This window comes from Stenotrophomonas sp. 22DLJC03, from assembly GCF_056861405.1.
Genome location: NZ_JBSPUG010000002.1, coordinates 743446 through 756315 on the forward strand (window position 1 = coordinate 743446; position 12870 = coordinate 756315).

General features: G+C 66.6%; 13 protein-coding genes. 1 reads left to right on the forward strand and 12 read right to left on the reverse strand.

Annotated features, from left to right (window positions below; translation table 11 throughout):
* Nucleotides 1–51 precede the first annotated feature (51 nt).
* From AC13GA_RS09310 to AC13GA_RS09335, 6 genes are all read right to left on the reverse strand, one after another.
* The gene (locus AC13GA_RS09310) at nucleotides 52–1512 is read right to left on the reverse strand and encodes an esterase-like activity of phytase family protein (RefSeq protein ID WP_482997942.1); all 1461 of its coding nucleotides are present in this window, start codon (nucleotides 1510–1512) and stop codon (nucleotides 52–54) included.
* Between the two features lie 21 nt (nucleotides 1513–1533).
* The gene (locus AC13GA_RS09315; RefSeq protein WP_482997943.1) at nucleotides 1534–3852 is read right to left on the reverse strand and encodes a TonB-dependent receptor; all 2319 of its coding nucleotides are present in this window, start codon (nucleotides 3850–3852) and stop codon (nucleotides 1534–1536) included.
* 331 nt (nucleotides 3853–4183) lie between these two features.
* Nucleotides 4184–4621, reverse strand: coding sequence for a DUF2894 domain-containing protein (locus tag AC13GA_RS09320; RefSeq protein WP_482997944.1), 438 nt, complete (start codon nucleotides 4619–4621; stop codon nucleotides 4184–4186).
* The gene (locus AC13GA_RS09325; RefSeq protein WP_046986176.1) at nucleotides 4551–5189 is read right to left on the reverse strand and encodes an OmpA family protein; all 639 of its coding nucleotides are present in this window, start codon (nucleotides 5187–5189) and stop codon (nucleotides 4551–4553) included. Before AC13GA_RS09325 ends, AC13GA_RS09320 begins: the two co-directional genes overlap by 71 nt.
* Nucleotides 5186–7450: a DUF802 domain-containing protein gene (locus AC13GA_RS09330; protein ID WP_253077802.1), complete on the reverse strand. Its 2265-nt coding sequence runs from the start codon at nucleotides 7448–7450 to the stop codon at nucleotides 5186–5188. The genes AC13GA_RS09325 and AC13GA_RS09330 overlap by 4 nt, the downstream gene beginning before the upstream one ends.
* Nucleotides 7451–7460: 10 nt before the next feature.
* Entirely contained in the window at nucleotides 7461–8114 is a 654-nt protein-coding gene (locus AC13GA_RS09335) for a DUF3348 family protein (RefSeq protein ID WP_046986178.1), read from the reverse strand.
* Between the two features lie 145 nt (nucleotides 8115–8259).
* Between AC13GA_RS09335 and AC13GA_RS09340 the strand changes: the two genes are divergently transcribed.
* Complete coding sequence (locus AC13GA_RS09340) at nucleotides 8260–9180, forward strand: M14 family metallopeptidase (protein WP_046986179.1); 921 nt, start codon at nucleotides 8260–8262, stop codon at nucleotides 9178–9180.
* A 40-nt stretch (nucleotides 9181–9220) separates the two neighbouring features.
* On the opposite strand, the gene AC13GA_RS09345 is transcribed toward AC13GA_RS09340, so the two are convergent.
* From AC13GA_RS09345 to AC13GA_RS09370, 6 genes are all read right to left on the reverse strand, one after another.
* Entirely contained in the window at nucleotides 9221–9613 is a 393-nt protein-coding gene (locus AC13GA_RS09345; RefSeq protein WP_426353368.1) for a diacylglycerol kinase, read from the reverse strand.
* Between the two features lie 82 nt (nucleotides 9614–9695).
* Nucleotides 9696–10322, reverse strand: a complete 627-nt coding sequence (locus AC13GA_RS09350) for a hypothetical protein (protein ID WP_480982733.1) — start codon at nucleotides 10320–10322, stop codon at nucleotides 9696–9698.
* Nucleotides 10323–10372: 50 nt separating this feature from the next.
* A complete protein-coding gene (locus tag AC13GA_RS09355; protein WP_337302757.1) occupies nucleotides 10373–10903 on the reverse strand; it encodes a Cif family virulence factor in 531 nt (176 codons plus the stop codon).
* A 35-nt stretch (nucleotides 10904–10938) separates the two neighbouring features.
* Nucleotides 10939–11385 carry a YbbD-related protein gene (locus AC13GA_RS09360; protein ID WP_482997945.1) on the reverse strand — a complete coding sequence of 149 codons (447 nt, stop codon included), beginning with the start codon at nucleotides 11383–11385 and terminating at the stop codon, nucleotides 10939–10941.
* Complete coding sequence (locus AC13GA_RS09365; RefSeq protein WP_136637880.1) at nucleotides 11378–11572, reverse strand: hypothetical protein; 195 nt, start codon at nucleotides 11570–11572, stop codon at nucleotides 11378–11380. The genes AC13GA_RS09360 and AC13GA_RS09365 overlap by 8 nt, the downstream gene beginning before the upstream one ends.
* 868 nt (nucleotides 11573–12440) lie before the next feature.
* On the reverse strand, nucleotides 12441–12788 hold the full coding sequence (locus AC13GA_RS09370; RefSeq protein WP_136637881.1) for an RcnB family protein: 348 nt from the start codon (nucleotides 12786–12788) through the stop codon (nucleotides 12441–12443).
* Nucleotides 12789–12870 lie beyond the last annotated feature (82 nt).

Genomic DNA, 12870 nt, shown 5'->3' on the forward strand with positions numbered 1-12870 from the left:
CCGGCACTACCAGGCTTTCGAGCGAGACGGTTGCGGCACTACCCGTTGCGGTCAGGGAAGGGTCAGTCGGTACACCAGCACGCGGTTGTCGTTGTCGTACGGGCTATCGCAGGGCTGGCCCTGCATGCGGCAGTGACGGGCGATGAAGTCGTTGTCGTTGCCGATCAACAACAGCACGTCGTTCGGATGCTGCGGGTCCAGCGCCGGCAGCACGTCCATGGCTTCCCACTTTTCCGAGAGCAGCCCGGCATGTGGGCCGCGCATCGTGTTCAGATCCAGCCCGGCACGCGCGAGCTGCGGGCGGTCGAGCAGGTTCAGCAGTTCGTCGCTGCGTGCGGGCACGATGCCTGCCTTCAACGTGGTACCGGTGGGATCAGCCAGTACCGAGGTCGTGCCGGTTTCGTAGGTGCTGCCGGCCAGATTGCTGGCATCGGCCACATCCACCAGCAACACCGACTTGTAGACGATCGGGTCGTCGACGTCCTTGCCCAGGCCATTGCCATCCCGGGCCAGCAACAGGAAGCGATGGTCGTCCAGCACGCGGAGCTCGCTCTGCGCGGCGGTGCGGTCCAGTTTGCCCTTGCCGTCTTGCGCGTAGGCGGGCAGGGCCATCACGTAATGGCCGATAGGTTGCTGTGGCGTCGGCGAGGCCGTCACGTCGTAGACCAGTACGCGGGTGTTGATACGGCCCGCCGCGTTGCCCTGCGCGCTGTCCTGCAGTGTGGCGCTCTGCAGGGCGACGAACAGGCGGGTGCCGTCGGGTGACAGGCCCATGCCTTCCACGCCCTGGTTGTTGCGGCGGCCGGTCTGCGGTGGCGCCAGCGAACCGAACGCCGGCTTGCCCTCGCGCTGCGGCCTGATCGCAGGGGGCGCCACGATCACGCCCTGCAGCTGACCCTGCGCATCGAAGTAGTAGACGTTGGCGGTGTACTCGTCGCCGATGTAGAAATGGCCATCGGCGGTGAACTGCAGCGACTCCGCATCCAGCGAGACCTTGCCGGCGCCCGCGCCGCTGGCCGGCGAGGGCAGCACCACATCGCGTTGGGTGATCGTGTGCTCACCCGGGTCGGCACCGGTGAACGGCTGCTCGTTGAAGTCCTTCAGCACCACGCCCTTGTCCGGGACCATCGACAGCATACCGAGCGCACCGGGCTTGCCTCGCGTAACGTCGATGCGCAGCTGCATGCGCTCCACGCGTCCAGTGTAGTCGTAGAACAGGCCGGCCTCGGGATCGTTGCGGCCGCGGTCGGGCAGTGTCCACAGCACGCCTTCGTAGCCGCTGGCGGTGCGCTTCCAGGTGCCAGGCTGTACCGCCAGCGACGAGAACGAGCCCAGAGTGTCGCCGAGGAAGTCCACCGTGCCTGCCGGCAGCCGCCCGGCGGCGACCAGGCCTTTATCCACGTAAGTACGACCGCCCAACTGCAGGGTGCGTGGCGGTGCGCCAGCGGCCTCGTGTGGAGCAGAGTATCCGCCGGCGGAGAGGGTGGCCAGCAGCAGGGCGGTCGCGAGCATCGGTGGACTCCGGGTGGTCGATCAGAAGCGAAGGTCGATCGTACCGAACACCTGGCGCGGTGCCGAAGCATGGAACACGTACAGCTTGCCGGCCGGGTCGCTCGGCGCGAATACGCTCGAATCCAGGTTGCTGGCGTAGCGCTTGTTGGTCAGGTTGGTCACGTTGAACGACAGGCGCATGCCCTTGGCGAAGCCAATCTGGCCGAAGTCGTAGCCGCCGGCCAGGTCGAACACGGTGAAGCCGCCGAAGCCCTGGTCGTTGGTGTAGGTGTAGAAGCGTTCGCCGGTGTACTTGCCGCGCAGGCTGGCGAACCAGCCGTTGTCACGCCAGGTGATCTCGGTGGCCAGCAGCTGCTTCGGTGTATCGGTCTGGATCTTGCCCTTGATCTGCTGCTCGACACCGGCCTGCACGTAGTTGGAGGCGTAGGTCGAACGGTTCAGCGAGGCCGAGGTGTACCAGCTGAAGTGCTCGTTCGGGGTCCACAGCACGGTCAGCTCGGCACCGCGGCTGTCGACGCCGCCGACGTTGTAGAAGCGGTTGCCGCAGGTCGGGCCGACCGGCTGCCGCGAATCGCAGGGATTGTACTGCAGCAGGCGGTTGTCGAAGCGCACGCTGTAGGCTGCGATCGAGGCCTGCAGGGTATCGGTGACGAAGCGGTAGCCGGCTTCCAGCGAGCGCGACTCTTCCGGCTTCAGGTTGCCCTGTGCATTCCAGGTGGCCTGGCTGACCGCCTGCGGGCCCAGCTTGAAGCCGCCCTGGTACATGGCGATGTTCTCGGCGTAGCTGGCGAAGACCTCGTGGTGCTCGGCCAGGCGGAAGTTGGCACCAACGCTGGGCAGGAAATTCTTGCTGGCCTTCAACGAACCGGTGGCGAACTGGTTGTTCGAGGTCGGCGAGATCGGCGTCTTCGCGTCGCCTGGCAGTGCCTGTGCATCAGAGGTGGCGTACGGGCTCTTGGCGCCGAACTCCAGGGTCAGGCGGTCATCAAGCAGGCGCCAGGTGTCCTTCAGGAAGAACTGGTGGGTCTTCCAGCGCGTGCGCTGGGCGAACACGCCGACATCGGAGGGCAGGGTGTTCATGCCGCTCAGATCACGCGGGCCGTCCACGGCGGTCTGGTAGCGCTCGGCGCTGCTGGTGTTGCGTTCGTACCAGACGCCGCCTTCGATGCGATGTGCACCCAGCTCCCAGTCGAACGACAGCGTGCCGCCATCGCGGTCGATGGTGTAGATGGTGTTGCGGAAGATGATCGGAATCTCCTGCGCCGTGCCCTTGTTCGACCAGGCGCCGCTGTTCCAGTTGTGGCCTTCGCCGCGGTCATCGTGGTGGTAGGCCAGGGCACGCAGGCTGAAGCCATCGGCCAGGAAGAAGTCGCCGGCCAGGTAGTAGAGGTTGTCATCGCGCAGGATCTGCCCGGCAGTGAATGCACCATCGGCGTCCTTGTCCGGGCCGCTGTTGTCGCACTTCTTCGCGTTGAGGCTGGCGATATTGCAGTAGGCCTTGGCCACCGCCTTGTTCCAGTCCGGCGCATAGCCACCCCAGTCCCAACCAAGGCCGCGCGACATCTCGTCCTTGGACAGGTAGAAGTAGTCCGCCTGGGTGGTGCGCGAGGTATCGACGAAACCGGTGATCTGGCCGCGGCCGAAGTTCCACACGCCCTTGGCATTGAACTGCTTGGTGGTGGACGTGTTGTAGGCGGTCTGGTCGTTCCACAGATCAGAGACGGCGTTCATGCCGGAAACGTAGCCGGAGAAGCCGTTGTACTCGCCGCTGTCGACGCGCACGAAAGTGCGGCGGTTGGCATCGCTGCCGAAGGTCTGCACCACGCGGCCCCCCAGCTCCTGCGCTGGGCGGTCGGAGGTGTAGGAAATGGTGCCGCCGAGGTTGCTGGTGGACGGCGTGCCGAGGCTGCCGATGCCCACCGCCAGTTCGGCGCCGGCCATGTTCTCGCTGATCAGCGCACGGTTGATGGTCAGGCCGTTGTAGTTGTTGTACGCACCGTCGCCCAGCGGCACGCCGTCCAGCGTGTAGCCGAGGCGAGTGGAGTTGAAGCCGCGCAGGCTCAGGGTCATCGACTGTTCGTTGGTGCCCAGCGCATCGGCCGACTGCGCGTTGACGCCCGGCAGCAGGTTCAGGGTCTTCTGCAGGCTGGTGCCCGGCGGCAGGATGTCGAGGTTCTCGCGGGTGATGCGCTGCACCTGGCGCGCTTCACCGCTGCCGATCACCGAAACCGCATCGAGGTTGGTGGCGGAGGGCGTGCTGGAGGTCGGGGCAGCATCCTGCGCCCAGGCCGCGGGAGCGAGCGCCAGGGACAGCGCAGCGGCCAACAAAGTCTTCGTCATGTTACGGACACTCATGCAGGCACGAGCGACCGCATGGGCGCGGAGCTCATGGATTTCAAAAGGGGAGACAGCCGATGCGACCGGCGGGCGCTGCGGATGCCGTGGGTCAGCGTGAAAATGGTGCGCTAAACAGATGACTGTCTGGTGACACCGCTATGCGCGTGGCATGCCGATGCATGCATTGGTAGATGCCAACCTTGGTTGGCATGCGCGGCGTCGAACAGACGCTGCGCTGCTCTGTCGCAGGAGCGCCAAACAAGGTTGGCATCTGCCGGGGCAGGTCAGGCTTGTCGGGTCAGGAGCGCCGAACGAGGTCGGCATCAATGCGCGATCAACCCGTGTTGCGCGACTTGCGCGTGCGCTTTGGCTTTGCAGTATCACCGCCGCTGGCGGCGCCATCCTGCAGCGCCTGCAGCCAGGACAGGGTGTCCACGTAGTCGATGAAGTGGCGCAGGTAACCGGGACTGGTCGACTGCATCGTGTCCAGCATGCGTTGCACCAGCACCGCCGAGTTCAACGGGCCGCCATCGGCCGGGGCCTCGGTGCGGAGCGAACGGCGTACCTGCAGTTCGCTGCGCAGCTCCGACCACTCGCGCTGCACCTGCTGCAGCATCGGCACCTGCGGGTAATGCGGCAGCGAACGCGATCCCGCATCGAGATCGCGCACCAGCGCGCGCAGCGCATCCAATGCTGGCGGCTTACTTGGCATCCGCGGCCTTGGGCTTGGGAATCGGTGCGATTTCCACGCGGCGGTTGCGCGCGCGGCCATCTTCGCTGGCATTGGAGCTGACCGGTTGCTCGCTGCCGAAGGCAGCGGCGAATACGGCGTCGGCCGGTACGCCATCGGCGATCAGGGTGCGGGTCACGGTCAGCGACCGCTGCGCCGACAGCTCCCAGTTGTCGGCGAAACGCCGGTTGCCTTCGCGCACCGGCGCGTCATCGGTGAAGCCGCTGACCATCAGGATCTCTTCGCGAGTGCCCAGGTAAGCAGCCAGCGGTGCGGCCAGGCTGCGCAGCAGCTCCTGGCCTTCCGGCTGCAGCTGGTCGGAGTTCAGCGCGAACAACACGCTGCCGCTGATGCCGATGCGGCCATCGACCAGGGTCACGCGACCGGCGGCCAACGGGCCGGCCAGCGCCTGTTCCAGGGTCTGCAGGCGCTTGGCTTCGGCCTGGCGCTGCTTCACTTCCTGGTCCAGCCGCTGCGACAGCTCCAGCTGCACCGCGACCACACCGACCAGGATCAGCACGAACGCGCCCAGCAGCACCGACATCAGGTCGCCAAAGGCGGCCCAGATCGGGGCGTGCGAACCGCCGTCGACCTCCAGCTCGTCGCTCATGCGTTGCCGGCCTTGCCGCGGCGCGCGGCCAGCTGCTGCAGTTCTTCCATTACCTGCTTCTGCGACAGCAGACTGAGGTCGACCACCTCGCGCGCCTGCGCTACGTAGTAGGCCAGCTGCTCATCGCTGCGGGCCAGCGAGGCATCCAGTGCGCCGCCGATCTGTTCCAGGCGGCCGGACAGCTCGGTGGAGGCGCTGCCGAACTGCGCGACCGCTTCGCCGAAGGTGCCGGCCAACTGGCCAACGTCGCCCGCGCTGCCGCTGAGTGCTGCGGCAATGCCATCCAGCTTGCCGGTCTCGGCGGCGATACGGTCGGTGAAACGGTTGCCGACGCGTTCCAGCAGCTCGGCCGAACCGCCGACCAGCGCGTCCACCGCGGTGCGCTGCTCGTGCGAGGCGTGATTGATCGCATCCAGCAGGGTCTGCACGGTGGCCAGCAGGCGGCCGCGCTCTTCCAGCATCGCGTTGTCGCGCACCAGGCTCTCGGAGAGCGTGCTGCGCAGCTCGGTGATGACGTCGGCAGCAGCCTTCGGCGCAGCGGCGGCGGTCTGCAGCAGGGTGGACACTTCGGCCAGTGTGGCGCTGGCCTGCGCGCGACCGTTCTCGCCGATCTGCTGCGCGGTTGCTGCCAGCGTGTCGCAGACCTGCTGCTGCTGGGCGGCCAGGCGTTCGCCGTTGGCCTGCAGGCGTTCGGCCAGCTCCGTGGAAACGTGCTGCAGGGCATCGCTCCAGCGCTGCAGGCGCTGTTCGTCGCCGGCCTGTAGCTGGGTCTGCAGCGCGGCGTGGGCCTGCTGCAGTTCGGCGCTGACCGCGTCCCAGCGCGCCTGGCGCTGCTGCTCGCGGCTGTCCAGGCTGGCCTGCAGTTCGGCGTGCGCGGTCGCAGCGGCGGCCTGCGCGGCCTGCCACTGCTGCGAGCGCTGCTCTTCATGATCCTGCAGCAGCGACTGGCTGGCGCTGTGGTGCTGTTCAAGTGCCTGCAGCAGCGCCTGCGCACGCGCGTCCAGATGCTCGCTGGCGGCCAGCAACGCCTGCTGCTGGCGTTCGACCAGCGCAGTATTCAATGCCTGCTGCTGTTCGGCGGCGGCGCGCCAGGCCTCGGCGTTGCCGTTGGCATCGGCCTGTAGGCGCTCGCCGATGCGCGTGACCAGTGCTTCGGCCTGCGTGCCTTGGCCGTCGCTGAAGGCCTGCAGGTGCTGGCGAAGATCGCTCACCAGTGCCTGTTGTGCCTGGGTCTGCTCGCTCACTACCTTGGCCCAGCTGGCTTCCGTCGCCACGCGGCTGCGTTCGAAACCGACGCTCAGGCCAGACAACTGCTGCTGCACGGCCTGTTCGACACGGGCGTGCAGCGCTTCACCATGGTGCGCCAGGCCAGCCAGCGTGGTCTCGGCCATCGGCTGCAGCGCACCACCAATCGCGGCGGCACTGGCTTCGGCACCTTCGCGCAGCGACTGCTGCAGCGAGACGGCCAGGCGTTCCTGCAGCGCTTGGCTCTGGGTCAGGAACTCGGCCTGGCCGGCCAGCAGGCGCTCATTGGCGGCCGAACTATGCTGTTCAAAGGTGCTGGTCATCGCCTGCAGGCGGTCGACCAGCGCAGGCAGCGCGGCGGACTGTGCCTGCAGCAGGCGCAACGATTCGGCGCGCTGCCAGGCCTGCGAGTACGGGTGCAGGTCGCCGGCAATGGCGCGATCCAGCTGCTGTACGGCCTGCAGGCGGTCACGGCGCAGCAGCGCGGCCAGAAGGCCGAGCATGGCCGAGCTGGCCACACCAGCGATAGAGGTGCCGAATGCCACCGCCAGTCCCTGCACCGGCGACGCCAGCGAGCCGCGGATGGCGGCCATGTCGGTTGCGCTCTGCAGGGCCAGGCCGGTGCCACGCAGCGTGTCCATCATGCCCAGCAGGGTGCCGAGCATGCCCAGCAGCACCAGCAGGCCAACCAGGTACGGGGTCAGCACCGGCGCGGGCAGGGCGGTGCGCTCGCCTTCCACGCGCAGGCGCACGGCGTTGCGCAGGCCCATCGGCACGCGCTCCAGCCAGGGGGCAAGGCTTTCCTTCGCGCTGGACAGGTCACTCAGTGCGCTGCGCAGGCCGTTGCTGGCCTGGCGGTAGCGGTACAGCTCCACGCCACCGGCGATGTAGCAGGCCGCGATGATTGCCGCCACCGCTGCACCCAGCGGATGCACCGAAACGTAGCCAATGCCGATCCAGCACACGGCCAGCAGGCCGACAAGGAAAACAACGACATGGAAAGCAGTTCTGGACATGGTGTTCCGGTCAGTGGGAGCGCAGGGCGTCTTGCAGCCCTTCGATCGGGTGGAAGCGCAGCTGCAGCTCGGCAAGCAGCAGGGTGCGCATGTCATGGCGGAAGGCCGCGCGCCAGCCGGGCTGGCCGTGCACGCGTTCAAAACGGGCGCCGAGCACCGCCGGCGCGGTGGCCAGCAGGCTGTGCTCGCGCGGGGTGAGGGTCTGTTCCATCACCGCATCGACCTCGGCCAGTCGCGCCAGCTCAGGCGAAACCTGCACGAGTTGGTCGCGCAGGCGCCCACGCAGGCCCCCGGTGGCGGTCTGGATTGCCTGCTGCAGCACCCGGTAGCGCTGGCGCAGCGAGGCAAAGTTGGGCGCAGCGGCAGCTTCGGCCAGGTCCAGCAGACGCTCGGCCTCGGCATCCTCACTGATCGAGGCCAGCAGGCTGGCGTGGGCCTGGGCGCAGTCGGCCAGTACATCCTCGACTGCTTCGGCGGCCTCGCCGGGCTCGGGCAGGCGTCCGCCCAGCGCTCCGGACAGGGCCACGGCACGGCTCCAGTCCACCCACTGGCCGAGGCGATCGGTCAGGGCGGGACTGCTGGCCGGCATCGCGCCGTCGCTGAGACGGGCGAGCAGGCGGAGGAATTCCGGTCCACCCAGGACCGGCTGCGCTGCTTTCGCCATCAAGGGGTGAGGGGCCAAAAACCGTTGATTTTACAGCCAGATGACCCGGCCTGGATGAAGGCGGGGCGGGGGGAGGGGACCCGCAGGCGCGACAAGGCTTAGAATGACCGGCTGCACCCATTCCGTTCGACCCTTGGAGTACCCAATGACTGTTGCGCAGTTCTACCCGATCGGCACCCCCGGACAGCCCTGGGGCGACGCGGAACGCGCACAGTGGCGGGCCCGCCAGCAGCGTCAGCGCAGCTACCACGACGACGTGGTGGCCGCCCTTGAGCGCCTGGACGACAGCTTCGACGTGATCCAGTACGGCCAACTCGACTACGCCCCGGACCATTACCCGCTGTTCGCCGTGGTCAACCACAACTGGAATCCGGCGCTGCCGACCGCGCTGATCACCGGCGGCGTGCATGGCTACGAGACCAGCGGCGTGCATGGCGCCCTGCAGTTCCTGGAACAGCAGGCCGAGCGTTACCTGGGCCGGCTGAACCTGATCGTGGCGCCGTGCGTCAGCCCGTGGGGCTACGAGCGCATCCAGCGCTGGAATCCGGATGCGATCGACCCGAACCGCAGCTTCCGTGACGGCGGCCAGATCGAGGAAGCCGCCGCGCTGATGCGCTGGGTGGCCGAGCGCAAGCCGAACCTGCTGGTGCACCTGGACCTGCACGAGACCACCGACAGCGACCTGCACGAGTTCGATCCGGCGCGCTGTGCCCGCGACGGCAAGTCGTTTGAGCGCGACACCATTCCGGATGGCTTCTACGTGATCGGCAACAGTGAAGATCCGCAGGCCGAGTTCCAGAAGGCGCTGATCGCTGCCGTCGCCCCGGTCACCCACATCGCCCCGGCCGACGCCGAAGGCAACCTGGTTGGCCTGCCGCTGCAGTCGCCGGGCGTGGTCTGGGGCGAGTCGCGCTCGATCGGCGCCTGCGCCGGTTTCACCGATGCACGCTTTGCCACCACCACCGAGGTCTACCCGGACAGCCCGCGCACCAACCCGCAGGAATGCAATGACGCCCAGGTGGCGGCGGTGTGCGCGGGTCTGGATTTCGCTCTGGCGGCGCAGTAACGCATCAGCGCAGGGTCATACCCGGCGGGTTGGGCGGGGGCTAGCCCAGCAGGATCACGCCCCACACCGTGCCGACCATCAGCAGCGCGGTGGTCTGGGCGGCGCTGCCCATGTCCTTGGCGTTCTTGGAAAGCGGGTGGTGCTCCAGCGAGATGCGGTCGACCACCGCTTCGATGGCCGAGTTGAGCAGTTCCACCAGCAGGCTGATGAAGCAGACGGCCAGCACCACGGCCCGTTCGATCGTGCTGATGTCCAGCACGAAGGCCGCTGTCATCAGTAGTGCGTGCAGCAGCAATAGCTGCCGGAAGGCTGCTTCGCCACGGAAGGTAGCGATGAAGCCGTCGCGCGAATGGAGCAGCGTGTGGAAGATGCGGCGCAGGCCGGTCTTGCCATGCGGATATTTGCCGCTGTTCTTGGGGGAAGGTGGCTGCATGCCGGTCCTGCCATGAAGTGATCTCTTGGCAGCATGTGCAGGCGCGCGTCGGGAAAGCGTCGGACGCCCGTTGGATTTTCCTTCAACCGCCCTGGCGCTGCGCCTGGATGGCCTGATCAAGCGCATCCAGATCGTCGGTCGGCGAGGCCAGCCATGCCGGGTACGCCTCGGTCTCGACGAAGGCGGAGGATCGCAGCACGTCATCGAATGCCGGATTGTCCTTCTCCGCATGGCGCAGCAGGCCGGACATCAGCCCGCAGATGCGGACGGCCGCCTGGTAGGCACCCTGCAGCGATCCGGCCGGCTCGGTGACCGTGTTGAGGAAGGCCGCATAGGCCGGCCCATCGAAGACGAAGTCCTCGCGCTGCTGGAAGGCATCGCCGTTGAGGTTGGCTTCGCCGGAGACGTGCCGTGAGAATCCCCAGGACCAGATGTCGAGGAAACGCAGGTCATCCAGCATCCGGCGCGCATCGTCATTCAGCGCGACCGCGCCGGACAGAGCGTGCTCCAGCGTGGCCGCTGCGAACGGTTCGGTGCCCTCGTGGGCCAGGAAATCGGTCAGGCAGCGCAGGGCGCCGGGATGGTCTGGATCCAGCTGCAACGCCCGGTAGATCACGCGGGCGCCTTCCACATGGCGGCCTTGGGCGATGAAGATGTTGAGCGCGTGGTGGGCGAGCTGGTCGGCGTTGAGGTCGGCAATCCGGGTCATCGGGGTCTGGCTGGCGTGGACGGACGGTGTGCACAAGTCTGCCAGATCACTCATTCGGCCGGGCTGCGTGAATCGCGCATCGAGTAGATCACCGAGAAGATCTTCCAACCCCGCTCGGTGCGGACCAGCTGCCACATTTCCTTGCCCCAGTTCGTCTTCACACCATCGTCGTGGAAACTGTAGTTAAACGACACCGAGGCCACATCACCATCGGTCTCGATCTTCGTGTTGGAGAATTTCTCCTCCGTCGGTTTCGGCGAGGCAACGGCCCCGTCGATCAGCGCGATGAAGTTGTTGGCGGGAATCTGCCGTGCCTTGATCGCATCGGGCCTGGTCTTGCGGATGTCCTGCAGGCGCACGTCCTCGGAAACGACCTGCCAGCCGATGTCTTCCGCCTTGTCCGAGAAGAACAGGCCCATGTAGGTCGGCTTGTCCTTGTTGATCAGCGAGGTGCGGAATGATTCGACCACCTGCTCGATCGCCTTGACGTCTGCACGGGCGTTCTGCGCGGCGTAGACCGGCAGCCACGCCGGGAGCAGAAGGGCGAGGGCGGCGAAGCGTGCACGTGCGTTGGGCATCATAGGATCCTGAGGAAGAGTGAGGTGGCGCTGGCGCATCACCGCGCGTAGGTTCGCCAGAAAAGCACGCGGTCTCCGGTCCTGTTCATGGCGACGAAGACCGATTTTCCGGATTCGGGCGTGCAGCGAAAGACGTGGTACGACGCGCTGAGTGTCGCGTCGCCAGGCCACCAGTATCGATTGAACGCAACAGGATCACTGTTGTCGAATGGGGTCGCCTGGCAATCCGCAGGCAGCTGCAGCGGCAACGCAGGGGGCTTGGTGAAGGCCAGCGCGCTGGTGTTGGAGTCGAGGTCGTGCACCTCGCGCAGGTCGGTCGCCTCGTGGGGCACCCAGCCGGGAATCCACCCTTTGTTCACCATGTCGGAGTCAAGCGCCTCCTGTAGGGTCTCGAACGAACTTTCCATCACTAGGCCGCAGGCGCATAGCGCGCTATAGAATGTCACGACAATGGCGCGCCTGGCCATTCCACCGGGGCTAGTCATCGTCGTCCTCCTCTGCGGAAAGCAGCCTACCCAGTTCTTCCGGCGGCAAGCGCTTGAGCCGCGCTTCCAGTTTCCGATCGTACGGCCGGTCATTGGGTTCGGTATGGCGCTGCGCCTTGCGCGCGTACTGCTGCATGAACAGACCGATCTCCTGCGCGATCCTGTCCTTCCGGCTCTTGCCTGCCATCGACGGGCGTCCCTGTGTTCATCCTGAATCATCGGTCGGCGCACGCTAGCACGGATGCCGGGCGCCACAACAGGCCGGTTTGACGTTGAAGAGTATCTGCGCGGATGACGCGCGGGCGCGCGGCGCGGGAGGGGATCTGCCAATGAGGACGCCGATTTGGGGGCTTACCGGCCTGTCCGTGGCGTACGTTGCCGGTTGCTCGGCGATCTCAGTGTGGCATTCCCGCGCGCTTGCCTCGGTCCCGGTCGAGGCGAGCAGGGTCGAGGTACTCCGGGCGCTGGGGCAACCTGACGTGGTGGAGCACGCCGGTGTTCCCTTTGCCCGCTATGCCAGCAGTGGATGTAGTGGCCGCTGTGCGCAGCGATGGTGGTATGAGAACCGGTTGGGCCTGGATACCGAAGCCTGGTCGGTGGAGATGGAATGCTTCCGATTACGTACTCGTAAAGTCGCGCGTGACATCACCGTAGAAGACCGCAGCAAGCGCATGCGTATCCATCGTCCTTTCATCTTCATCGCAAGCCTGGCCCTGATGGCGTGGTGTACGTTGATGGGCGTGCTGGTGCTCATCTACGGCTTCAACGAGCAGGGCCTGCGCTGCGGCAGGCTGTGCTCACTGGAGGTTTCCATCCGCCAGATCTTTGGTGTTCGGGGATTCGAAATACTGGTGGTGATGGGGCTCTTTGCCAGAGCGCTGATGTGCGGGAGCGCTAATGTGCGGGTATGTCGCACTGCGGGAGGGCATGCATGCCGGGCGGCCGCGGAGGCAGGCGGGGCGCCGTGGACGCAAACACCGCCGACTGGGGCGACCCCGGTCGTAAGGTGTCTGCATCGAGGCAAATCGCTCCGTGTGGGGACGCTGCAGGTCGCTTCAGCGATGCAGGGCGTCGACGATCAGCCCGGTGGCGATCTCCACCAACAAGTACTCGTTGTCGGACTGGCGCACCCAGCGCCGGTCGCGGCCCGGCTCACGCAGGTGATAACGCGCATAGTCGTCCACCCAGTAACGGCGATCCACTTCGGCCCAAGGCAGGCGCTCACCACGTCGCCAGGCTTTGTTCTGCCAGCCCGGCGGCGGCGCATCACGGTTGTGTGGGCCGCCTGCATGCGGTGGCGGGCCGTTGCCGCGCGCGTGGTGCGGTGGATCGGCGAAGGCGGGAGCCGCGGCGAGTGCAGCGGCCGTGCTCACGGCAATGGCAAGCAGACGTATGGATGTCATCGGGATGCCTCCGTCATGGCCGCGTTATGCGGCGCTGTGAGCGCGAATGTACGGCAGGCCGTGTGAATGAATACGGGCGTGG